17 protein-coding genes are annotated in these 23,865 nt (G+C 71.5%); 7 read left to right on the plus strand and 10 right to left on the minus strand.

Features of this window, described 5'->3' with window-relative positions:
* Positions 1 to 79 precede the first annotated feature (79 nt).
* On the minus strand, positions 80 to 3,742 hold the full coding sequence (locus JEQ17_RS16725; protein WP_200395989.1) for an ATP-dependent helicase: 3,663 nt from the start codon (positions 3,740 to 3,742) through the stop codon (positions 80 to 82).
* Positions 3,743 to 4,047: 305 nt separating this feature from the next.
* On the minus strand, positions 4,048 to 4,413 hold the full coding sequence (locus tag JEQ17_RS16730; protein ID WP_200395990.1) for an MGMT family protein: 366 nt from the start codon (positions 4,411 to 4,413) through the stop codon (positions 4,048 to 4,050).
* 185 nt (positions 4,414 to 4,598) lie between these two features.
* Between JEQ17_RS16730 and JEQ17_RS16735 the strand changes: the two genes are divergently transcribed.
* The 3 genes from JEQ17_RS16735 (at position 4,599) to JEQ17_RS16745 (ending at position 10,757) form a co-directional block, all read left to right on the plus strand.
* Positions 4,599 to 7,418 (plus strand): lysylphosphatidylglycerol synthase transmembrane domain-containing protein, encoded by a 2,820-nt coding sequence (locus tag JEQ17_RS16735; RefSeq protein ID WP_200395991.1) that lies wholly within the window; start codon positions 4,599 to 4,601, stop codon positions 7,416 to 7,418.
* A 125-nt stretch (positions 7,419 to 7,543) separates the two neighbouring features.
* Positions 7,544 to 9,094, plus strand: a complete 1,551-nt coding sequence (locus tag JEQ17_RS16740) for an alpha/beta hydrolase (RefSeq protein ID WP_200395992.1) — start codon at positions 7,544 to 7,546, stop codon at positions 9,092 to 9,094.
* Between the two features lie 118 nt (positions 9,095 to 9,212).
* Complete coding sequence (locus JEQ17_RS16745; RefSeq protein ID WP_200395993.1) at positions 9,213 to 10,757, plus strand: alpha/beta hydrolase; 1,545 nt, start codon at positions 9,213 to 9,215, stop codon at positions 10,755 to 10,757.
* 185 nt (positions 10,758 to 10,942) lie between these two features.
* On the opposite strand, the gene moeZ is transcribed toward JEQ17_RS16745, so the two are convergent.
* The 7 genes from moeZ to JEQ17_RS16780 form a co-directional block, all read right to left on the minus strand.
* On the minus strand, positions 10,943 to 12,121 hold the full coding sequence (moeZ, locus tag JEQ17_RS16750; RefSeq protein ID WP_200395994.1) for an adenylyltransferase/sulfurtransferase MoeZ: 1,179 nt from the start codon (positions 12,119 to 12,121) through the stop codon (positions 10,943 to 10,945).
* A gap of 63 nt (positions 12,122 to 12,184) precedes the next feature.
* Positions 12,185 to 12,943, minus strand: coding sequence for a spherulation-specific family 4 protein (locus tag JEQ17_RS16755; protein WP_200395995.1), 759 nt, complete (start codon positions 12,941 to 12,943; stop codon positions 12,185 to 12,187).
* Positions 12,931 to 13,890, minus strand: a complete 960-nt coding sequence (locus JEQ17_RS16760) for an NAD-dependent epimerase/dehydratase family protein (RefSeq protein ID WP_200395996.1) — start codon at positions 13,888 to 13,890, stop codon at positions 12,931 to 12,933. The genes JEQ17_RS16755 and JEQ17_RS16760 overlap by 13 nt, the downstream gene beginning before the upstream one ends.
* Before the next feature lie 147 nt (positions 13,891 to 14,037).
* A complete protein-coding gene (locus JEQ17_RS16765) occupies positions 14,038 to 15,465 on the minus strand; it encodes a hypothetical protein (RefSeq protein WP_407700153.1) in 1,428 nt (475 codons plus the stop codon).
* Positions 15,466 to 15,632: 167 nt separating this feature from the next.
* On the minus strand, positions 15,633 to 17,480 hold the full coding sequence (locus JEQ17_RS16770; protein ID WP_234048229.1) for a DUF3492 domain-containing protein: 1,848 nt from the start codon (positions 17,478 to 17,480) through the stop codon (positions 15,633 to 15,635).
* Between the two features lie 245 nt (positions 17,481 to 17,725).
* On the minus strand, positions 17,726 to 19,492 hold the full coding sequence (locus JEQ17_RS16775) for a DUF3152 domain-containing protein (RefSeq protein ID WP_456115126.1): 1,767 nt from the start codon (positions 19,490 to 19,492) through the stop codon (positions 17,726 to 17,728).
* 266 nt (positions 19,493 to 19,758) lie between these two features.
* A complete protein-coding gene (locus JEQ17_RS16780; protein ID WP_200395999.1) occupies positions 19,759 to 20,748 on the minus strand; it encodes an alpha/beta fold hydrolase in 990 nt (329 codons plus the stop codon).
* Positions 20,749 to 20,942: 194 nt separating this feature from the next.
* On the opposite strand from JEQ17_RS16780, the gene JEQ17_RS16785 reads away from it, so the two are divergent.
* The 4 genes from JEQ17_RS16785 to JEQ17_RS16800 all read left to right on the plus strand — a co-directional run bounded on the left by JEQ17_RS16785 (position 20,943) and on the right by JEQ17_RS16800 (position 22,873).
* Positions 20,943 to 21,158 carry a hypothetical protein gene (locus JEQ17_RS16785; RefSeq protein WP_200396000.1) on the plus strand — a complete coding sequence of 72 codons (216 nt, stop codon included), beginning with the start codon at positions 20,943 to 20,945 and terminating at the stop codon, positions 21,156 to 21,158.
* 195 nt (positions 21,159 to 21,353) lie between these two features.
* A complete protein-coding gene (locus JEQ17_RS16790) occupies positions 21,354 to 21,995 on the plus strand; it encodes a TetR/AcrR family transcriptional regulator (RefSeq protein WP_200396001.1) in 642 nt (213 codons plus the stop codon).
* A gap of 200 nt (positions 21,996 to 22,195) precedes the next feature.
* Entirely contained in the window at positions 22,196 to 22,423 is a 228-nt protein-coding gene (locus tag JEQ17_RS16795) for a DUF3107 domain-containing protein (protein ID WP_055610545.1), read from the plus strand.
* 180 nt (positions 22,424 to 22,603) lie between these two features.
* Entirely contained in the window at positions 22,604 to 22,873 is a 270-nt protein-coding gene (locus tag JEQ17_RS16800; protein ID WP_200396002.1) for a hypothetical protein, read from the plus strand.
* Between the two features lie 105 nt (positions 22,874 to 22,978).
* Here the strand turns inward: JEQ17_RS16800 and JEQ17_RS16805 are convergent, their stop codons facing one another.
* On the minus strand, positions 22,979 to 23,716 hold the full coding sequence (locus tag JEQ17_RS16805) for a ferritin-like fold-containing protein (RefSeq protein WP_079052748.1): 738 nt from the start codon (positions 23,714 to 23,716) through the stop codon (positions 22,979 to 22,981).
* Positions 23,717 to 23,865 lie beyond the last annotated feature (149 nt).

Raw genomic sequence — 23,865 nt, forward strand, 5'->3', positions numbered from 1 at the left:
CGCGCCCTGTCACTCGGCCGTGGCCGTCACTCGACCACTCCCGTCACTCAACACCGCGCTCATCACCCGACCAGGCCTCTCACTCGACCACGTGCCGCCCTTCCGGCCGTGCGCTGCACGAGGCCCGGAACGCGCAGTGGGTGCAGTGCTGGCCGGTCGTCGGTGTGAAGCGTTCGTCGAGGACCTTGCCCGCCGCGGTGGCGAGGAGGTCGCCGACCCACTCCCCCTCCAGCGGCTGCTGGGCCTGCACCTTGGGCAGGGTCTCGCCGCCGTCCTTCTTGGGGGCGCCCTGACGGAGTTGGACGAGTTCGGCGCCGCCCGATTCGGGGCGTTCGCCCTCGAAGGCCTCGTCGACCGCGCCTTCGCTGACGGCGAGCTGGTAGACGGCGAGCTGCGGGTGGTGGGCCACGTCGGCCGCGCTCGGTGCCTGTTTGCCGGTCTTGAAGTCGACCACGTAGGCGCGGCCTTCGGCGTCCTGCTCGACGCGGTCCATGGAGCCGCGGATGCGTACTTCGTAGGAGCCCGCTTCGAGGGTGACGTCGAAGTCGTGCTCGCTCGCCACCGGCGTACGGCCCGCGCGGGCGCCGTTGGAATCGACGTGCCACTTCAGGAAGCGTTCGAGCGCCACGCGCGCGTGCTCCTTCTCCTGCGCCGACTTCCAGGGCGCGTCGAAGGCGAGCGCGTCCCACACGGAGTCGAGGCGCTCCATGAGGACAGCGAGGTCCGCTGGGGTGCGGCCGGAGGCGACCTCGTCGGCCAGGACGTGCACGACGTTGCCGAAGCCCTGGGCGACGGTCGCGGGGGCGTCGGCCTTCACCTCGCGGCCCAGGAACCACTGCAGGGCGCAGGTGTTGGCGAGCTGGTCGAGGGCGCTTCCGGACAGCACCACGGGATGGTCGCGGTCGCGCAGCGGCACCTTGCTCTCGGTCGGCTCGTACATGCCCCACCAGCGGTAGGGGTGGGCGGACGGCACGAGGGGGCGACCGTCCTCGTCGCCGAGCGCGGCGAGCCTGGCCAGCCGACGGGCGGCGGCCTCCCTGAGCCGGTCCGAGACGCGTGGGTCGACCGTGGTGGCGCGCAGTTCGGCGACGAGCGCGGCGACGGACAGGGGGCGACGGGGGCGGCCCGTCGTGTCCTTGGGCTCCACGCCGAGTTCGGTGATGAAGCGCGAGGGCTGGTCGCCGTCGTCTGCCGGGGCCTTCACGGCGGTGACGACGAGGCGCTCACGCGCGCGCGTGGCGGCCACATAGAACAAACGGCGCTCTTCGGAGAGGAGTGCTCCCGGGGTCAGCGGCTCCGCGAGGCCGTCGCGTCCGATGCGGTCGGCCTCCAGGAGGGAGCCGCGGCGACGCAGGTCGGGCCACAGCCCTTCCTGGACGCCCGCGACGACCACGAGGCGCCACTCCAGGCCCTTGGAGCGGTGTGCGGTCATCAGCCGTACGGCGTCGGGGCGTACGGCCCTGCGGGTGAGTGTGTCGGCCGCGATGTCCTCGGCGTCGATCTCCTCCAGGAAGTTGAGGGCGCCACGGCCTCCGGTGCGTTCCTCCGCGCGGGAGGCGGTGGCGAACAGCGCGCACACGGCGTCGAGGTCACGGTCCGCGTTGCGGCCGGCCGCGCCGCCGCGCCGGGCGGCCCGCTCCAGGCGCTGCGGCCAGGGCGTGCCGTCCCACAGCTCCCAGAGCGCCTCCTCGGCCGTACCGCCGCCCGCGAGGCGCTCTCGTGCCTTCCGCAGCAGGGCACCCAGACGCTGGGCTCCGCGCGCGTACGACGGGTCGTGGGCGACCAGCCGCTCGGGCTCGGCCAGCGCTCGCGCCAGCAACTCGTCGGAGGGCGGCGGCACATGGTTGCCCGCGGCACGCTCCTCCTCTCGCAGGGCGCGTCCCAGACGACGCAGATCGGCGGCGTCCATACCGGCAAGCGGCGACGCGAGGAGGCTGAGCGCGGTCTCGGTGTCGAGCCAGGGCCTGTCGGGAGATGGCGCTTCCGGCGCGGAGTCCCCGGAGGGATCGGAGTCCACGGAGAGATCGGGGTCCTGGGAGGAGTCGGGGTTCTCGGAGGAGTCAGGATCCTGGGAGGGATCGGGGTCCTCATGAGGCGCGTCGGCTCCCTCGGCCTGCTCGCCGACTTCCCCGACGGGTGGGTCGTCCTGGTGGCCTGCCTCCGCGCGTTCGTGCACGCCGGTCGCGTGTTCATCCACACCGGTCGTGCTTTCGTCCACCCCGGCCCGTACGCCCTCATCGGCCCGTACGCTCTCGTCCGCCCGTACGTCCTCGTCGGGACGCACGCCCTCACCCGGACGCTGGTCCTCGTCGGGTCGCACACCCGCCGCGGCGCCCACCGGGCCCGAGGTCTCCGCCGCGGCCACCGCCCTGAGTGCCGTCAGGAGCGGCGACACGGCCGGTTCGTGCCGCAACGCCAGGTCGTCGCCGTCGATGTCGAGGGGGACGCCGGCCGCGGTGAGGGTGCGGCGAATCGTCGGGATGGTGCGGGAGCCCGCGCGCACCAGGACGGCCATCTCGTTCCAGGGGACGCCGTCCTCCAGGTGGGCGCGGCGCAGGATGTCCGCGATGTTGTCCAGCTCCGTGCCGGGCGTCGGATACGTGTGGACCTCGACGCGGCCGCCGTCCCGTACGGGGGCCAGCTCCCGGTGGGCGCGTACTTTCTCCGCGGGGAGGCGGGTCAGGGGCATGCGCTGGGTCAGCAGCCGGGTGGCCGCCAGGAGGCCGGCGCCGGACCGGCGTGAGGTCCTGAGGACCTCCATCGGTGCCGATGTACCGTCCGCGCGCGGGAAGGCCTCCGGGAACTGGAGGATGCCGTTCACGTCGGCGCCCCGGAACGTGTAGATCGACTGGTCGGGGTCGCCGAAGGCCACGAGGGTGCGGCCGCCGCCCGCGAGCGCGTGCAGGAGCCGTACCTGTGCCGGATCGGTGTCCTGGTACTCGTCCACGAAGACGGCGTCGTACTGGGCGGCGAGGCGCTCGGCGACCTCGGGGCGGCGGGCGAGCAGGACCGCGCGGTGCACCAGTTCCGCGTAGTCGAGGACTCCTTGCATGTCGAGGACGTCGAGGTACTCGGCGAGGAAGGCGGAGGCGGCGAGCCAGTCGGGGCGGCCGATGCGCCGCGCGAAGGCCTGGAGGGCGTCGGGACCGAGGCCCAGTTCGCGGCTGCGGGCGAGGACCGCGCGGACCTCGTCGGCGAAGCCGCGCGTGGTGAGGCAGGCGCGGAGCTCGTCCGGCCAGCGCACATGGGCGAGGCCGAGCTTCTCCAGGCCGGGCTGGCCCGCGAGCAGTTCCCGTACCGCCACGTCCTGTTCGGGGCCGGAGAGCAGCCGCAGCGGCTCCACGAACAGGTCGCTGTCCTGGTGGGCGCGGACCAGGGCGTAGCAGAAGGAGTGGAAGGTCGTCGCCTGGGGCGCGCGGGCCGCTCCTATGCGCAGCGCCATGCGGTCGCGCAGTTCGACGGCGGCCTTGCGGCTGAAGGTGAGCACCAGGATCCGCTCGGGGTCCGCGCCGCGTGCGATCCGCGCCGCGACGGACTCCACGAGTGTGGTCGTCTTGCCGGTGCCCGGACCTGCGAGAACGAGCAGCGGGCCGTGCTCGTGGTCAACCGCCGCGCGCTGCCCTGCGTCCAGCAGAGGGGGAGCCACCCTGGCCGGCGGGGTACGCACCAGTCGGTAAGCGCCACGGGCCCCCTGTCGCCCCTGGGGGTGCGACAGGCGCCTGGTGGAGAAAGAGGAGCTCACGTGGTTCGCCGGTCCTGGTGGGTGTGCTTGGGTCTGTCTCTGTCGACGCGGAACGCCGTCATTCAGGGGTGGTGGTGGGGCTACGGGTGGATGGCCCCTCGCGCGTGGAGGGCGGTGGCCGCGGGGTGAACGGGATGCGCGCCGTCGACGCTACGCCGGTGGATGTGATGGAAGCAGCGCTTCCTCTTGTTCCCACCCGGCACACGCGTCTCCCGCCTCACGAACGTACGGCATGTCACGGGCGTGCCCCGCTTCCCCCGTACGGGCCATCGGTGCCCCTCCTGACAGCTCGATGCCGGAAGCTGTCAGGTGTGACCCTCCGTGCGCCCTCCGCCGTCCCACCGGGCCCGTTTCATGTCGACCCGCGGGAGATGGCCCTCGGAGGCCCTGCTCGCCTCCTTCAGGGGCGTGCCCTCGGCGCGGTAGTGGCCCAGCGCGTCCAGCTCGTGGCCGGGGAGCAGCTTGCCGTCCGCGCGTATGACCCGCCACCAGGGAACCGCTCCTCCGTAGAGGGCCATGACGCGGCCGACCTGTCGGGGCCCGCCCTCCTCCAGCCATTCGGCGACATCTCCGTACGTCATGACACGCCCGGGCGGGATCAGCTCGGCGACGTCGAGGACCCGCTCCGCGTACTCCGGCAGGGCGTCCGCCGGAAGGCTCTGCTCGCTCATCCGGCCCATCCTGCCCCAGAGCACCGACAATGTGACGTGGTGGCGACTGTGCGTATCCCTCGCCCCGGAGCAGCGCTTGGGGCAGACTGTGCGACCCCGCATTGCACCCTGATGCCCCCCTGTGTCGGCGGGGCATGCCACCATCGTGCGGGCGGTTACTGGTGATACGAGATCAAGAAGAGACGATGAAACAGCAGGGCGTGCACCCCGAAGACGCGGAGGGCACCTCTGAGGTTTCGTCGCGCCCGGACACCGACGACGGCACGGACGAGCGCGCTGCGAGCGCGTCCGAGAAGGCCGACCTGACCAAGAAAGCGGCCCCTGACGGGCGGCCCGACGGACAGGCGGACGCGCACAAGGAGAGGGGCGACGAGGCGGCGGACTGCGCCGACGACGACGCCCACAGCGAAGAGGTCGAGGGCGACGAACCGCTGCTCCCCGCGCGCGTGCACCGCCCTTCCGACCTGATGCGTCTCCTGGTGGGCGTGCTCGCGGTCGCCTTGTTGCTGGCGATCGCCGCGTTCGCGCACGGCACCACATCGGGGCTGGCGCAGGACATCAACAAGGGCACCGACGAGGCACCCGACCTGCTGATCAAGATCGCGGGGCTCGCGTCGAGCATCGCGATCCTGCTGGTGCCGGTCGCGTTCGCCATCGAGCGGCTGATCAAGCGTGACGGGCTGCGCATCGCCGACGGTGTGCTGGCCGCGGTCCTCGCGCACGGTGTGACACTCGCCACCGACCTGTGGGTCGCCAAGGCGGCCCCGGACTCGATCCAGAAGGCACTCACACAGCCCTCCCCCGGCGACATCCAGGCCCTCACCGACCCGGTGCACGGTTATCTCGCGCCGGTCATCGCGTACATGACGGCCGTCGGCATGTCGCGTCGGCCACGCTGGCGCGCGGTGCTGTGGGTCGTGCTGATGCTCGACGCCTTCTCCATGCTGGTCACCGGCTACACGACCCCGTTCTCGATCATCCTGACCGTGCTGATCGGCTGGAGCGTGGCGTACGGGACGCTGTACGCGGTCGGCTCGCCGAACGTGCGGCCCACGGGTCGGACCCTGATGGCGGGCCTGCGGCACGTCGGCTTCCACCCGGTGAGCGCGGCCAGGGACGAGACTCCGGAGGCCCTGGACGGCGATCGCGGCCGCCGGTACTTCGTGACGCTCCAGGACGGTCCACCGCTGGACGTCACGGTCGTCGACCGCGAACAGCAGGCGCAGGGCTTCTTCTACCGTGTGTGGCGCCGTCTGACGCTTCGCGGCATCACCACGCGCCGCAGCCTCCAGTCGTTGCGCCAGGCCCTGGAGCAGGAGGCCCTCCTCGCGTACGCGGCCATCGCGGCCGGAGCCAACGCGCCCAAGCTGATCGCGACCTCCGAGCTCGGCCCCGACGCCGTGATGCTGATCTACGAGCACACCGGTGGGCGCACGCTCGACTCGCTGCCGGACGAGGACATCACCGACAACCTGCTCCGGGACACCTGGCATCAGGTACAGGCACTGCAGTCCCGGCGCATCGCGCACCGCAGGCTCGCCGGCGACGCGATCCTGGTGGATCGTTCCGGCACGGTGATCCTCACGGATCTGCGCAACGGCGAGATCGCGGCCGGTGAGCTGCTGCTGCGCATGGACGTCGCCCAGCTGGTGACCACGCTGGGCCTGCGGGTCGGCGCGGAGCGCGCGGTGGCGTCGGCCGTCGGGGTCCTCGGCCCGGACGCGGTCGCGGACTGTCTGCCCATGCTGCAGCCCATCGCGCTCACCCGCTCCCACCGCGCGACGCTGCGGAAGCTGGCCCGGGAGCGGTCGGAGCGCGAGCGCGAGGCCGTCCTGGAGGCATCCCGGCAGGCCAAGCTGGCCCGCGCCGAGGAGCACGAGCACACTCCCGAGGCGACCAGACCCGTCCTGGAGAAGCCCGACAAGAAGGCCGTACGCGCCGAACAGCGGGCCGAAAAGCGCGCCATCGACGACGCCCTCGAGGAGGCGCGCGAGGAGGATCTGCTCACCCAGATCCGTCACCAGGTGCTCCTGATCAGGCCGCAGGCACCCGTCGAACCGGCCCGTCTGGAACGCATCCGGCCTCGCACCCTGATCAGTTTCATCGCGGGCGCGTTCGGCGCCTACTTCCTCCTGACGCAGCTCACGCACATCGAGTTCGGCACGCTCTTCGACAACGCCGAGTGGGGCTGGGTCGCCGCCGCCGTGCTCTTCTCGATGCTGAGCTACTTCGCGGCGGCGATGAGCCTGCTGGGCTTCGTGCCCGAGCGGGTGCCGTTCATGCGGACCGTGGCCGCGCAGGTCGCGGGGTCCTTCGTGAAGATCGTGGCGCCCGCGGCGGTGGGCGGTGTCGCCCTCAACACGCGGTTCCTCCAGCGCTCGGGGGTACGGCCGGGGCTCGCGGTGGCGAGTGTCGGCGCGTCGCAGCTGTTCGGGCTCGGCTGTCACATCCTGATGCTGCTGTCCTTCGGCTATCTGACGGGTACCGAGAAGACGCCCTCCTTGTCGCCGTCCAGGACCGTCATCGCGGGTCTGCTGACCGTCGCGGTCCTTGTCCTCGTGGTGACGTCGGTGCCGTTCCTGCGGAAATTCGTCGTCACGCGCGTGAGGTCGCTTTTCGCGGGTGTCGTGCCGCGCATGCTGGATGTGCTCCAGCGGCCGCAGAAGCTCCTCACCGGCATCGGCGGCATGCTTCTGCTGACGGCCTGCTTCGTGATGTGCCTCGACGCGTCGGTCCGGGCGTTCGGGACCGAGGGCATGCCCTCGCTGAGCATCGCCAGTGTCGCCGTGGTCTTCCTCGCCGGAAACGCGCTCGGTTCCGCCGCACCGACCCCGGGTGGCGTGGGCGCGGTCGAGGCGACCCTCACGGTCGGTCTGATCGCCGTCGGGCTCCCCAGCGAGGTCGCGGCGCCCGCCGTCCTCCTGTACCGACTGCTCACGCTGTGGCTGCCCGTGCTGCCGGGGTGGCTGTTCTTCAACCACCTCACGCGCAAGGGCGCGCTCTGACCCCTGGGCTCGCCCCTGAGCGGCCCCCGGGACACGAGAGCGCGCTCCACAGAGGTGCCTCGGGGCTCTCACCCGCACGGACCGTGTCCCGAGCGCCCCGCTCCGGGCGACCTCAGGATGGGAGCATGCCGAACCCTTCCCCGCTGCGGGCCGCCGCCCTGACCGCCACCGCCGTTCTGCTGTCGGCGGCCCTCGCCGGCTGCGGCGGCGACGGGGACTCCAAGGACGAGGACCTGTCGGCGCAGAAGCTGAGCTGGAAGGACTGCCCGGAGCCCTCCGAGGCCGAGGGTGGCGGCGATGCCCCGTCGCCCCTGCCTGACGGTGACACGTGGAAGTGCGCGACCCTCAAGGCGCCGCTGGACTGGGACAAGCCCAAAGGGGACACGATCGGGCTCGCGCTGATCCGCGCGGAGGCGAGCGGCGCCAAGGACAAGCGCATCGGCTCACTGGTCTTCAACTTCGGCGGCCCCGGCGGCTCGGGCGTGACCACGCTCCCCGCGTTCGGCCAGGACTACGAGCAACTGCGCACCCGCTACGACCTGGTCAGCTTCGACCCCCGGGGCGTGGGCCGCAGCGCGGGCGTGAAGTGCGAGAACAACGAACAGCTCGACGAGTACTTCCAGCAGGACGCCACCCCCGACGACCCGGCCGAACAGAAGACGCTCCTGGAGAACACCAAGGAGTTCAACGCGGCCTGCGAGAAGAACTCCGGCAAGACCCTCCCGTACGTACGCACCACCGACGCGGCCCGCGACATGGACCTGATGCGGCAGGTCCTCGGCGACGACAAGCTGCACTACTTCGGCATCTCGTACGGCACGGAACTGGGCGGCGTGTACGCCCACTTGTTCCCCAAGAAGGTGGGGCGGGCCGTCTTCGACGCGGTCGTGGACCCGACACAGAACTCGGAGCAGGGATCGCTCGGGCAGGCCAAGGGCTTCCAGCTCGCACTCGACAACTTCGCCGAGGACTGCACGTCGAAGACGGAGGACTGTCCGCTCGGCAACAGCGCCCAGGACGTCAAGGACCGGATCGCGAAACTGCTCACGGACCTCGAAAGCAGACCGATCCCGGGCGTCTTCCCCCGGCAGCTGACCCAGACCGCCGCCACCAGCGGCATCGCGCAGTCCCTGTACTCGCAGGACTTCTGGGAGTACCTCACCGAGGGACTCCAGCAGGCGTACGACGGTGACGGCCGGGTGCTGATGCTGCTGGCCGACTCGATGAACGGGCGGAACCAGGACGGCGAGTACAGCAACATCGCCGCCGCCAACGTCTCCATCAACTGCGCCGACGACAAGCCCCGCTACACCACCGCCGACGTGCAGGCGAAGCTTCCGGAGTTCCGCAGGGCCTCGCCCCTCTTCGGCGACTATCTGGCGTGGGGCCTGGTCGGCTGCACCGACTGGGCCGTGGCGGGCGCCGCCGACCACCCGGACGTGAGCGCGCTGGGCTCGGCACCGATCCTCGTGGTCGGCAACACCGGCGACCCGGCGACGCCGTACGAGGGCGCCCGCAAGATGGTGGACTCGCTCGGCAAGGGAGTCGGGGTGGAGCTGACGTACAAGGGCCAGGGGCATGGGTCGTACGACAGTGGAAACAAATGCGTGCGCGACACCGTGAACGGCTATCTGCTGAACGGCAAGGTCCCGCCGACCGGCCAGGTCTGCTCGTGAAATAGCAGGTCAGACGGTTATCCACAGGGCTTCACGGCGCTCGCGGCCATCTGCCTACTATTGCCTGACTGTCATCCGCGACATCCGGCGGACGACACCCGCGAGGGGGGAAGTGTTCATGGCGCGTATCGCACGGTGGACGGCTGTGGCCGCCGCCGCGTTGCTGGTGGCCGGCTGCAGCGGCTCGTCCGGGAGCGACGGGGACGAGAGCAAGGACGACGGAAGGCCGCCTGCCGCGGCGCCCTCCGACACCACTGGGCTGCCCGCCTCCCTCACGTCGCAGAAGCTCGACTGGGGCGGCTGCAAGTCGACGGAGACCGGCCCCGCCCCGGGCGGCGACTGGCGGTGCGCGACGCTCAAGGTGCCGCTGGACTGGTCGAAGCCGACGGGCGAGACCATCGGCATAGCGCTGATCCGCAGCGAGTCGAGCGGCTCCTCGGACGAGCGCATCGGCTCACTGCTGTTCAACTTCGGCGGCCCGGGCGGCTCGGGCGTCGACTATCTGCCGCCGTACGGACCCACGTTCGCCGAGCTCCACAAGCGGTACGACCTGGTGAGCTGGGACCCGCGCGGCGTCGCGGCCAGCGAGGGCGTGCGCTGTCGTGACAACAAGGAGATCCAGACGGCCGAGTCGGTCGACACCACGCCGGACACCTCCGCCGAGGAGACCACGTTCCTCAAGGACGCGGCCGACTTCGGCAAGGGCTGCGAGAAGTCGGCGGGCAAGCTCATGGAGCACGTCTCGACCACCGACACGGCCCGGGACATGGACCTGATGCGCCATGTCCTCGGCGACCAGAAGATGCACTACTTCGGCATCTCGTACGGCACGGAACTGGGCGGCGTGTACGCCCACTTGTTCCCCAAGAACGTGGGGCGTCTGCTCCTCGACGCGGTTGTCGACCCGAGCGCCGGCACGGTGGGCCACGCCAAGAACCAGGCAAAGGGCTTCCAGCGCGCCCTGGAGGACTACCTCAAGTCGACGGGCCAGGACCCGCAGGAGGGCTCCCAGAAGATCGTCGACCTGCTGAAGCGGATCGACTCCGAGCCGCTGCCGACGACAAGTGGCCGCGATCTCACCCAGCAGCTGGCCCTCACCGGCGTCATCTACCCGCTCTACAGCAAGTCGTCCTGGCCCGCGCTCACCAGCGCGCTCGAAGCGGCCGAGGACGGCGACGGTACGGAACTGCTCGCGCAGGCCGACGGCTACAACGACCGTGATGCGTCGGGGCGCTACGGCACGACGACGCATTCACAACGGGTCATATCGTGCTTGGACGACAAGGAGCGGCCGACGCCCGCCGAGGCGAAGGCGCTGCTCCCCGAGTTCCGGAGGATCTCGCCCGTCTTCGGCGATTCGATGGGCTGGGACACGGCGGGCTGGTGCCACGACTGGCCGGTGGCCGGCCAGCACGAGACGGCGGAGGTGAGCGCGCCCGGCGCGGAGCCCGTCCTGGTGGTGGGCAACACCGGCGACCCGGCGACGCCGTACGAGGGTGCCCGCAAGATGGCCGACGAGCTGGGCAAGGGCGTCGGTGTGCAGCTCACCTGGAAGGGCGAGGGACACGGGGCGTACGGCAGCGGGAGCGACTGTGTCGACAGCACGGTGAACGACTACCTGCTGGACGGGAAGGTGCCGCAGGACGGCAAGGTCTGCGAGTAGCGGTCCGGGCGGCCCCGACGGGAGCGAACCCGACCGGGGCAGCCCTGAGCGGGCCGGTTCCGACCGGAGCAATCCTGATCGGGCCGGTCCCGACCGGAGCGATCCCGACCGGGGCAACGAAAAGGGGCCCGGCGCACCTGGTGCCGAGCCCCTCGTCGCAAGGCCTGTGCCTGCGAAGCCTGTCCCTAGTAGATGGGCTTCTCCGGCTCGATCTGGTTGACCCAGCCGATCACGCCGCCGCCCACGTGCACGGCGTCCGCGAAACCGGCCGACTTGAGGACCGCGAGGACCTCCGCGCTGCGGACACCCGTCTTGCAGTGCAGGACGATCTTCTTGTCCTGCGGGAGAGTCGCCAGGGCGGTGCCCATGAGGAACTCGTTCTTCGGGATCAGCTTGGCGCCGGGGATCGAGACGATCTCGTACTCGTTGATCTCGCGGACGTCGATGATCTCGATGTTCTCGCCGTCGTCGATCCACTCCTTGAGCTGCTTGGGAGTGATCGTCGAGCCGGCCGCCGCCTCCTGGGCCTCTTCGGAGACGACGCCGCAGAAGGCCTCGTAGTCGATGAGCTCGGTGACGGTGGGGTTCTCGCCGCAGACCGCGCAGTTCGGGTCCTTGCGGACCTTGACCTGGCGGTACTGCATCTCCAGGGCGTCGTAGATCATCAGGCGGCCGAGGAGCGGCTCACCGATGCCCGCGAGGAGCTTGATGGCCTCGTTGACCTGGATGGAGCCGATCGACGCGCACAGCACACCGAGGACGCCGCCCTCGGCGCAGGAGGGGACCATGCCCGGCGGCGGGGGCTCCGGGTAGAGGCAGCGGTAGCAGGGGCCGTGCTCGGACCAGAAGACCGACGCCTGGCCGTCGAAGCGGTAGATGGAGCCCCAGACGTACGGCTTGTTGAGCAGCACGCACGCATCGTTGACCAGGTAGCGGGTCGCGAAGTTGTCCGTGCCGTCGACGATCAGGTCGTACTGGCTGAAGATGTCCATCACGTTCTCGGCCTCGAGCCGCTCTTCGTGAAGGACCACGTTCACGTACGGGTTGATGCCCAGCACGCTGTCGCGGGCCGACTCGGCCTTGGAGCGGCCGATGTCCGCCTGGCTGTGGATGATCTGGCGCTGCAGGTTCGACTCGTCGACCTCGTCGAACTCCACGATGCCGAGCGTGCCCACGCCGGCGGCGGCCAGGTACATCAGCGCCGGCGAGCCCAGGCCGCCGGCGCCCACACAGAGCACCTTGGCGTTCTTCAGCCGCTTCTGCCCGTCCATGCCCACGTCGGGGATGATCAGGTGGCGGGAGTACCTGCGGACCTCGTCTACGGTGAGCTCAGCAGCTGGCTCGACCAGGGGTGGCAGCGACACGGGGACTCCGTTGGTCGGTCAATCACTACAGTTGTTCTCCCCGTAACACTGCCACGCCCTTCTTCATTCCGAGACACCCGTTCCGATCCGCGAGACGATTTCGTCCCAGTAGCCGGGCATGCTCTCCCAGGGGTCGGCCGAACCGCCGCGATCCGTGCGGTCGGTGAAGTAGATCGTCGAGGCGCCCTGCCAGCGGGCGATGCGCAGTGCCTCGTCGAGATGGCCGCGCGGCACGCTGTGCACGAAGTGGCAGAAGCGCTCGGGCGGGTACTCGGCGGTCCACTCGGCCACCTGCGACCAGCGGTAGTCGCTCCAGGGCCCGGCGAAGGTCACCAACTGGTCGGCGGCCTCGGCATATCCGGGATACGGGTGGCTGCCGTGGCCGAGGACGACATGGCCCTCGCGGCCCTCGCCGAAGAGCGCGCGCAGGCTGGTGGCCGTGCGACGGATCTCGGGCAGCGCTGTCCGCTCCGTGGGACAGCGGTCCAGGAGGAAACCGTCGACCTGGTACCAGTCGCGATAACGGTGTGCGTCGGAGACGAGCTCGCCGAAGGCTCGTGCGCCGTACGTCACATCCAGGTGGCCCAGGACACGGACGCCCGCGTTGCGCAGGCGTCCGGCCGCTTCCAGACAGCGGGGGTCGGGGCGGGTGCCGGGGCCGTCGGCGACGTTCAGGACGACCCAGTGCAAGGGGGTGCCGGGGCGGGTGAGTTCGCCCCATTCGACCGGGGCGACAAGGGGGTGCGCATAGCCGGGGATACCGAAGCCGACCCGTAAGTCGGTGCTCGCGGTGCCCGTTGCGGTGCTGGTCAGATGCGGCATGCCGCCTCCATCCAGATGTCGGCGAGGGATTCCTCGAGGTTGATCCGGGGGCGCCAGCCGAGCCGGTCTCGTGCGGTGCGCACGTCGGCCTGCTGCCAGCTGCCGCAGCCGTCCGGGTAGGGGTAGGCGGTCGGGGCCGTGTGCTCGGGTTCGGAGCGGGGGTGGCCGATGGATGGCCTGACCGGGACGGGCGGTCCGTCGAGTTCGTGCAGGGCACCGCCGTAGCCGGCGACGCGTGCGAGGACGGAGGCGGCGTCGCGGAGGCGTACGGCACGACCGGATCCGATGTTGATGACGCCCTGTGCGGCGGAGAGGGAGGCGGCATGGACGGCACGGGCGACGTCGCGTACGTCGATGAAGTCGCGTTGGACACCGAGGCCACCGAGTTTGAGTTCGCCGTCGCCGGACTGCATGGCGCGGCGCATGGCCTCGGCGAGGCGGCCGAGGGGCGAGCCGGCCGGGGTGCCGGGGCCTGCGGGCGAGAACACCCGCAGGACGACGGCGTCGAGGCCGGACCCGAGGACCAGTTCGGTGGCGGCGAGCTTGCTGACGCCGTAAGGGCCGCCGGGGCGGGGCACGGCGTCCTCGGCCGTGGAGGAGCCGGGCTGGCTGGGGCCGTACTCCGCGCCGCAGCCGATCTGCACGAGGCGCGCTCCGCAGCCGCTGCGGCGCAGGGCTTCGCAGACGGTGGCGACGGCGACGGTGTTGTGCCGGGTCAGCTCGCGGGCGCCGCCGCGGGTGGCTCCGGCGCAGTTGACGACGACGCCGGGGTGTACCGCGTCCAGGAAGCGGGTGAGCGCTCCCGGGCTGCCGCTTGCGAGGTCGAAGCGCACGTCCGCGTCGTCGCCCCGGCCGAGCGCGGTGAGCTGCACGGCGGGGTCGGCGAGGAGGCGGTCTGCGACGAACCGGCCAAGGTATCCGTTGGCTCCGATCAGCAGCACCCTCATCGGGCGGCTCCCGGGGCGGATTCTCCGATGCGGAGGGTGATCATCTGGCGTTCTCCTTCAGGGTGTTGCCGTGGGTCGTGCGGAAGGCCCGCGGTGTCGGCCCCGCGGGAAGGGCGCTCGGCACGGAGGCCGGGCGCCGGGGGCGGTTCACGGTGTGTCTCCGTGTGCCGCGTGGGCCGAGGCCCGGGTGAGGGTCCTGGTCGCGTGGATCAGGAGGACGAGTGCCGCCCCTCCCCACACAAGGGCGGGGACGGATCCCGGCCCCCAGGCGGCGGCCGCGGTCTCGACGGGCCGGGCCAGCAGCGAGCAGCCGGGCAGGCGGCCGGCGAAGACGCTCACCAGTGCCAGCGCCTGGGCCGTGCCCGCGGCCGCGAGGATGACGGCGGGAGCGTGCGTGAAGCCGTGCACGGTGAGGAGCCGGGCGAGCAGCAGAAGCGCGCCGAGGGCTCCGGCCGCGGCGTACGCGGGAGGTTCGCCCAGCCATGCCCCGCTGCCGGCGAGCAGGCCGCCCAGGGCGCAGAGGAACAGTCCGAACACGCCCAGGAGCAGGGGCCTCACGGAGGAGGCGAACTCCTCCAGGCCCCGGCTGGTGGCGAGTCGGCGCCGGGCGCGTACGGCGAAGAGGTGTGCGCACCAGGCCGCCGGGACGACGGCCAGGGTGAGGGCGAGAACGGACGCGAGGGCTATCGGCCAGGGGCTGCCGGAGCCGCCGGTGGGCGGTCCGTCGGGGCCGCCCTCGATGCCCGCGGCGAGCAGGCCGTCGCCGAGAAGGGCGTAGGCGAGGAGCCCGCACGTCCACGCGCGCGTGGACGTGGTCGGGTGCCACGCGCGTGCGGCACTCAGCGGGCCGCGGCGGACGGCCGCGCGCAGGCCCAGGGAGATGGCGAACACGCCCACGACGGCCACCGCGAGACGCGGCCGTCCCTCCGTGAGCCGGAGCCCGGTCACGGTCGCCGCGCACAGGGCGCCCGGCAGCAGGGTGAGCAGAGCCCAGTCGGCGCGCACCTTCGGGCTGTCCGGCGCCTCGGACCGCGGTGCCGTGTCACCGGCGCGGGGCACGCGCGCGTACATCTCCTCGGCGAGCGAGAACACGTCCCGGTGCCGGAAGCGCGTGGCGGTCCGGTCGGTCACACCGTGTGCCTCCAGCCCCGCAGCGATCTCCAGCGGGTCCACCGCGCGTTCGCACAACTCGCGGTGGCGGTGCATGAGGGCCTTCACGGGGTCGACGGCACCGCGCCGGGCGGAGGGCTTGCGGTCCGCGGCAGCGCCTCCCCCGGCGTAGGCGGACGCATCGCGGTCGGACCCGGCCGACTCACTCCCGTGGACGGAAGCCCCGTGGACGACAGAAGCGGCCTGGCTCGCGTGAGACGTCGGCTTCCGGCCGGAAGCCGGCGCCACCCCGGCACCCAAGCCCGCACCCGCACCCGCACCCGCACCCGCACCCGCACCCGCACCCGCACCCAAGCCAACACCTGCGCCCAAGCCAACACCGGCACCGGCACCCTCGCGAGAGACGGCATCCCACGCGCGCCGGGCATCCGCCACCCTCGACTCCCCCAACTGCACGTCCACCACGCGGACTTCTCCGGGCTGGACGTCGACCACCCTCGTCTCGCCGACCTCGGCGTCCGGTGTCCCCGGCTCGTCGACGCCCATCAGCCACTCCTCGGACCTTGCGTCCCATGCCTCGGGGCTTCCCGGTGCCTGGGTGGCGTCCGCGCGCCCCGTCCGTCGCCGTCCGTTCACCACGCCCCCTCCCCCGCGGGCACGGGCTCGCCGGAAGCGGCCCCCGAGGCGTACCCGAGCGGGACACCCCGGACGGGCGGTCCCGCCGCCCATCCCGGCCCCGGTCTGCCCGCGACCAGTCGTGTGCCGGAGTCGGCCCACCGCCCCGGCACATGGGCCTCGGCCGGTATGGCGAACGGCAAGGGCTCACCCGAGGCGTCGACGACGACCCTCGGGACCGGACAGCGCGAAACGATCTCAAGGTAAATGCCGTGAAATGCCGTGATGTTCTGCTCGACGGTGAACAGTTCGAGCGCACGCGCGCGTGCCGCCGCGCCGAGGCGCGCACGACGCTCGGGGTCGCGCAGCAGGGAGACGCACGCCTCGGCGAGCGCCCGCGGATTGCGCGGCGGCACCACGAGACCCGTACCGCCGATGACCTCCACGACCGCGCCGACATCGGTGGAGACCGTGGCGCGTCCGCAGAACATCGCCTCGACGAGGCTGATCGGGAAGCCCTCGACGACGCTGGACAGGACGACGACGGACCCCGCCGCGTACGCCTCCGGGAGGGTCGGTACCTCCGGTCCGCCGATCTCCTCGAAGGAGACAGGGTTGTCGCCGACGGTGTGCACACCGTCCGCCTCGTCGGGGAAGAGCTGCGCGGCCAGCGCCTTGCAGTGCGCCAGATAGGTCGCGCCCTCCAGCCCCTCGGACGGTGCGCCGACGATGCGCAACCGCGTCTTCGGCTCGTCCTTGCGGATCTCCGCGAAGGCGTGCAGCAGCGAGATCAGGTCCTTGGCGGGCTCGATGCGCCCGACCCACACCAGGGTGTCCGCGTCGGCGGCTTCGGCGCTCTCGCCCACGTCCGAGAAGCGGGACGCCTCCATGCCCGGATAGACCGTACGGATCCTGGCGCGGTCGGCGCCGCAGCGCTCCTGCCAGCGGCGGGCGTGCGTGTTGCCGGGCGTGATGATCTCGGCCTGCCGGTAGGCCTCGGCGGCGAGCCGGCCGTGGAACGCGGCGAGCAGCGCCCGCGCCGAGGACGAGGCCGCACGGCCCTCCAGATCCTCCCGCGCACCCAGATAGTGCGCCCGCAGCTGCACGCCGTACTCGGTGACGAGCAGGGGCACGCCCGTGAAGTGCCGCGCCAGCAGCCCGGGTAGGGCCGCCGCGCCGCCGGAGGTGGCGTGGCACAGGTCGACCGAGCCGAGCCCGTCGTCCTCGTACCAGTCGAGGGACAGCGGTCTCAGCGTGCGCTCCACCTGGGCGGCGACGGTGAGCAGATCCGGTACGCGTGCGCCGCGTGCGGCACGAAGTGCGCCGGGCGCGCGGCAGGCCCGCTCCAGGGCGCGCACGGCGGTCTCGGAGCGCAGGGCGCCGACCAGTCCGCCCTCGTCCCGGGCGAGTTCCGCCAGCCCGTACAGCGCACTGCCGAAACGGTCCGCCACACCCGCAGAAGCACCCGCGGAGGCACCCCCGACCGCCCCTCCGCCCCCGGCCGCTCCGGCGGATCCGGCTGCCGCCGCAGACCCGGCCGCCCCCTCGAACGCGGCGGATCCCACCGGCGCGTCCCCGGCGCACACGGCCGCCGCCAACTCCTCGTAACACTCGGCGAAGCGCCGCCGTGCCCGTCGCCCGTATCCGACACCGTCGTCCTCGGCGGTCCACAGCGGTGCGGTGCGTACGCGGCTGACCTGGGGCGGGAGTTCGATCCAGCCCTCGTCCTCCTGTTGCTCGCTGCGGCTGAGCGCGTAGATGTCGAACTCGTGCTGCCCGAGCCCGCGTACGAGCCGGTCGCACCAGAGCCTGGCATCACCGCTCACATACGGATAGCCACCCTCCGTAAGCAGTCCGATGCGCACGAGCGCACCCCCGATCTCCCGTATGGGGAGCCGCCGTTGACCCGGCGGCTCACAGCGGGACGAACGTATGCGGACATGACGGTGGCGCGATGGACGGTTGTCCATCGCGCCACCAAAAGGGGTGAACGGTCGTAACTTTCCCGTGCGGGTCGCGTTCTGTCGCGCTAAGAGATCAACCGAACACGTTTCGTCATGTCACGGCCCGCCGGTTTCCGGCGAGCGGCCGCCAGCCCTCGGGAAAGCCGTCAGTTCCCGGGGAACGCCCAGGGGTTGGGCCGGCAGCGGATTCCGTCGTGGTCGAGGAACTTGGTCTGCTGCTGCATGACGGGGGCGAGCGCGCCGTCCACACTGCAGCTCACATGGCCGAAGCCGAGCCGGTGGCCGATCTCGTGGTTGATCAGCATCTGGCGGTACGCGTACATCTTGTCGCCGTACGTCTCGGAACCCTGGGCCCAGCGGTACGCGTTGATCATCACGCGTTCGGTGGAGGCCGAGTCGCAGGAGACGTTGTCCTCGGTGGTGTCGAGGCCCGACTTGGCACACCAGAACGCCGTCGTCCCGGGGCTTGCCAGGGTGATGACGAAGTCGGACTTCCCGGAGGAGACCCGCTCGAAGGTACGGCCGCCGTCGTGGGCCCAACTCCGGTCGTCGTTCAGGGTCTTCTGCACGGCCTCCGCGAAGAGCGCACCGTCGAGACCGAGGCCCTTCTCGACGTCGACGCGGTAGGTGTACTTCCGCCCGGTCCCCGGCGCCTTGTCGAACCCGGAGATCGCGTCGAACTCCCCGGAGCCCTTGAGATCCGCCGCCAGGGGATATTTCTTCGCCATCTGCTGGGAGTACGACAGCGTGGCCGCACCAGCGCCAGCACCAGCAGCCGCATCCGCCCCCGCCGATGAGGACGGGACCGGCCGGCTGTCGGTGCGCGACGCCGAGTCCTTGGCCTCCCGGTCGGCGCCACTCGCGGACTGCGGGCGTACGGAGTCGTCCTCACGTCCGCCGATGACCTGTCCGGCCACGACGACGGCCAGGACGGTGGTGACGGCGGCGGCCGCGATGCCGGTGAAGGCCCGGCCCTTGCCTCCCCCGGCCTTCTCGGGCCGCGCGTCCGGAGGTTCCTGATCGCCCGGAGGCGTCCTGCGCCCGCCCGGGGCCACCTTGTGCTCGACCTCGTCGTCCCAGACGGTGACGGAGGCGTAAGGGTCCGAGCGAAGCGCCGCCTCGGCGGCAGAACGGGGCGCGAAGGGGTCCTCGCCCCGGTCGAAGGCGTCCACGTAGGCCTGCCGGGGGCCACCGGCTCCCGACCTGGGCGGCGCGAACCGCTGCCGGGGAACCGTCGGGCCGGACCGGCCCTGCGGCAGGCCCTGGCCTTCCCCGGGCCCGGGCCGCACTGCCCCGGGAGGCCCTTGCGGAGATCCCTGCGGGGATCCCTGCGGCGCTCCGTACCCGACGCCCGCCCGCGGACCACCCCTCAACTCGCCCCAGGCACCGCCGTTTTCGCGCTGCTCGGGATGCCCACCACGGACCCGCGGTACGCCGTGCGCGGGAGTGCCGTCGGGATAGCGCGGCGCGCCACGGTCCGGAGTCCCGTCGGGCAGCCGGGGAAACCCGTGCGCCGGAGTCCCGTCGGGCAACCGCGGAAACCCGTGGGCAGGCGTGCCGTCCTGCGGCCTCGGAAAGCCGTGGGCAGGGGTGCCGTCCTGCGGCCGCGGGAAGCCGGCGGCGGGAGTGCCGTCCTGGAAGCGCGGAAACCCATGAGCGGGCGTGCCGTCCTGCATCCGCGGGAACCCGTGCGCCGGAGTCCCGTCGGGGAGGCGCGGAAACCCGTACGCGGGCGTGCCGTCGGGAAGCCGCCCGGTGGGCGCTCCTCCACCGGTCGCCCCGCCGGCCGCTCCTCGCGCCGCCGGACCGCCGGAGAACCGCGAAGGTCCCCCGGCCTGCGCGCCACCCGCGAATCCCGAAGTCCCACCCGGGGCCCTGCCGGGAGCCCTGCCCGGGGCTCCACCCTGAGGCATCCCGCCCCCGGCCCGCGGAACTCCCTGCCCCGGTACGCCCTCGGACCCCCGGGGTGCCCAGCCCTCGGGCAGCCGGGGCATGCCCTGGGCCGGCGTCCCGCCCGTGGGCGGCTGAGGAGCCTGCCGTTCGGCCGACCCCCGCCGGCGCCCGGACCACTTCCTCTTCTCCGGCTGCGGTTCCGACCGGGCAGCGGGAACCACGTGTATGTCGGCGGTGTCGCCCTTCGGGGCCGGCCCGCGGCGGCTGTGACGTCCCACGTCCCGCCTCAGCTCCTCGCGCTGGTAGGGCCGGTGTCGGCCAACTCGCCGGTGTCCGCGAGGAGTTCGCGGAAGGCCGTGGCCACGGTCTCCGGGTACTCCATCATCGCCACATGTCCCGCGTCAGGCAACGTCAGCAACCGCGAGTCGCGAAAGGCTCGTGCCGCCCGCTGGGCCATACGGTACGAGACGAGCTGGTCGCGGCCTCCGTACACGAGGAGCGTCGGCGCGAGCACCCGCTCGGCCTGGCGCCACAGTCCGTGCTGGCCACCCAGTGTGTACGCGTTCACGATGCCGCGTGCCGAGCGTGCCATGGCGTCCCAGAAGTAGGGGAGGGCGAGCCGCCGCTCCATCTCCTCGACCGCGTTGCGGAATCCCTCGGGCGTGACCATGCCGGGGTCGCCGTAACAGAGCGCCGTGACTCCCCGTACGCGCTGTTCGGCGGACCAGTCCTTGGTGAACCTGGTGAACAGGCCCGCCACGCCGGGCAGGGCCAGCAGCGCCGTCGGCACGGCCGAGCGCTGCACCCGGATCTCCGGGAGCGCCGGCGAGACGAGGGTGAGCGTGCGGACGAGATCGGGCCGTACCGCCGCGACGCGCGTGGTGACGGCTCCGCCCAGCGAGTTCCCGAAGAGATGCACGGGACCGCGCTCGGCCGCGTCGAGAAAACGGATGACCGCGCGCGCGTGCCCGGTCACCGAGTAGTCGCCGTCGTCCGGTGGCGGCGAGTCGCCGAAGCCCGGCAGATCGACGGCCTCGCTTTCCACGAGGCCGTCCAGGAGGGGCATCAGCGCCGACCAGTTCTGCGAGGAACCGCCGAGACCGTGCACGTACAGCGCGGGCGGCAGCCCCTCCCGCACCGGCGGTCTCGACCGGACCGTCAGCGTGATCCCGGGGAGCCCGACCGTGCGCAGCCGCTCCCCCGCGGCCACCCTGACGGTCCCGACCTTCGGAGCGACGGAAGTGGCCAGCACGGACGGCAGTTCGGTCGAAGACATGCGGCAATGTTACGAGACGATCACGCGCTGGATCGTGTGTTCGCAGTCACAGGACCCGGTGTCGCACGACGGCCCGGCGGCCGGACGGCGGCGCGATCGCATAGCGTCCCGATCTCGACTCTCATAGGCTTCATAGACGAGGGCACTCGTTACTCGCACGAGAGCGCGCTCGCACCCACTCGGGAAGAGGACACATGACCGTCGACCCCACCGACCCCGAGACCATCGAGGAATCCGACGACACCGAGATCGGTGTCGAGGCCCCCGAAGCCGACGCGGCCGAACAGCACGCGGACCTGGCACTCCACCGCGACGAACCGCTGACCGATGCGGACACGGACAGCGCCAACGAGGCGGACCTCGCGGAACAGGCGAGGGTCGTCGAACTCGACGAGGACGACTACCGCTGAGGCGAGGTGAGGCGAACCGGGGCGGGGTCGGAGAAGACACGACCGCCCGGTATGCCCCTTGATGAAGGTTTATGCAGGGTTTTCACCGGCGTCCGGTCCGTGAAATTCTGCGCTCGCACCGCGCACACCACGGTTACCGAAAAGTACGATGGCCGCGCGGCGCTCACCGCAATGTGGACGATTTTGGGAGGCGGCGTGACAGCCATCGAGCAGACAGAGGCGGCGCGCCCGCGGGGCACACGCCTGCCGCGCCGTGCCCGACGCAACCAGCTCCTCGGCGCTGCCCAGGAAGTGTTTGTCGCGCAGGGATACCACGCGGCCGCGATGGACGACATCGCCGAACGCGCGGGCGTCAGCAAGCCGGTGCTCTACCAGCACTTTCCCGGCAAGCTCGACCTCTACCTCGCGCTGCTCGACCAGCACTGCGAGTCACTGCTGCAGGCCGTACGTGCCGCCCTGGCGTCCACCACGGACAACAAGCTGCGGGTGCGGGCGACCATGGACGCGTACTTCGCGTACGTGGAGGACGACGGCGGCGCGTTCCGTCTGGTCTTCGAGTCGGACCTGACGAACGAGCCCGCGGTGCGCGAGCGGGTCGACAAGGTCACGTTCGAGTGTGCGGAGGCGATCTGCGAGGTCATCGCGGAGGACACCGGTCTGTCCAAGGCCGAGTCGATGCTGCTGGCCTCGGGTCTCGGCGGACTCGCCCAGGTGGTGGCCCGCTCCTGGCTGCACAGCGACCGCAGCGTGCCGCGCGACCAGGCGGTGCAGCTGCTGACCTCGCTGGCATGGCGGGGCATCGCCGGTTTCCCGCTGCACGGCAGCGAGCAGCACTGATCACGGGGATCGCGGCACCACTGGTCGCGGGGATCACCGGGGTCACCACGGGGGACGACCACCGACCGCCACTTTGTTCCCACCGGATGTTCGCTCCTGGCGTTCTCGGGCGGAACATGTACGTCCCCTCACCGGGCTAATGTGTGCTGCGTACGGCGCGGACGAACGCGCACATCAGTGACCGTCGGAGGGACATAGCCGTGGAGGTCAAGATCGGCGTGCAGCACGCGCCCCGCGAGATCGTTCTGGAGAGCGGTCAGACCCCGGAAGAGGTCGAGCGCGCGGTGTCCGAGGCGCTGGCCGGCAAGTCGCAGCTGCTCAGCCTCGTGGACGACCACGGCCGCAAGGTCCTGGTCCCGGCGGACCGCCTCGCCTACGTGGAGCTCGGCGAGCCGACGACGCGCAAGGTGGGCTTCAGCGCGCTGTAAGGCGAAGAAGAGGGGCTCGGTGGCAACTGCCGCCGAGCCCCTTTTCCATGCTCTCGCCCCTGGTGTCCGTGCTTCACGGATGGAGCACAACTCGCTCACAGAGGAGGATTGCATTCCGCAGGTCACGGGTATGCAGGGCTACGACCGAAGTGCACACGGCCGTGCGGGAGGGACCCCCTGATGTTCTTGGAAGCGCTCGGCTCCGCGATCCTCGGTCTGGCACTGGCCTGGGCCGCCGCGTATCGCCTGCCGCACCGCCTGCCCGCTCGCCGCCTGGTCCTCGGGACAGGCATCGCGGGAGGCCTCTTCGGCGCCTTCCTCACCCACACCGCCCTGGGCTCCGTCGGCTTCCTGCCCGTGATGCTCGGCGCGGTGGCGGTGGCAGCAGCATCCATCTCCCTGCTCCTACGCCCCGCGGGAAGACTGAGCCGCCACTCGGCAACGGTGTGAGCGACGGTCCCGACTAGCTTTTGGGGGCGCGGGGAACTGCGCGCCCAGCCCCCACGCACCCGCAGAAAACAAACGAGCCCAGAAAACGAACCGGCGCCAAAAAGGCTAGGCGGCCAGCCCGAGCGCAGCCATCCGCTTTGTGTGCGCCTCAGTGATCCGCGAGAACATCCGCCCCACCTCGGCGAGATCGAACCCGTCGGCCACCCCGCCGACGAGCATCGTCGACAAGGCGTCCCGGTCGGCAACCACCCGCTGGGACTGCGACAGCGCCTCGCCCATCAACCGCCGCGCCCACAGGGCGAGTCGCCCGCCCACCCGCGGATCCGCGTCGATGGCGGCCCGTACCTTCTCGACGGCGAACGACGCGTGCCCGGTGTCGTCGAGCACGGCCAGTACGAGCCCGCGCGTATCGGAGTCGAGCCGGGCCGCGACCTCCCGGTAGAAGTCGCTGGCGATCGAGTCGCCGACGTACGCCTTGACGAGTCCTTCCAGCCAGTCCGAGGGGGCCGTCTGCTTGTGGAAACCGTCGAGCGCGGCGACGAACGGCTCCATGGCCTGCGTCGGCTCCGCCCCGATCTCCGTGAGCCGGTCCCGCAGCTGTTCGAAGTGGTGGAACTCCGCCGACGCCATCTTCGCCAGCTCCGCCTTGTCCGCGAGCGTCGGCGCCAGCTTCGCGTCCTCCGCGAGGCGTTCGAACGCCGCCAGCTCCCCGTACGCCAGCGCTCCGATCAGGTCCACGACCGCGGCGCGGTACTGGGGGTCGACGGAGGCCTTGGCCCAGTCCTGGGCGGCGACTCCGGTGTGAGCGGCAGATGCGTCGGAAGCGTTGTCAGGCGTCGTCATGAAGCGCACAATAGCCCGCCCACCGTACGACGGAAGGCCCTGGTCAATCAGTGTGACGACGACTACGTGACCAAATCGGCCATCGCATATGCGCGATTCCGGGGTATGGTGGTAATGCGCTCGCTGAGTTGATCTACGTAACTCGACGG

The sequence above is a fragment of the Streptomyces liliifuscus genome (assembly GCF_016598615.1).
GTDB lineage: Bacteria > Actinomycetota > Actinomycetes > Streptomycetales > Streptomycetaceae > Streptomyces > Streptomyces liliifuscus.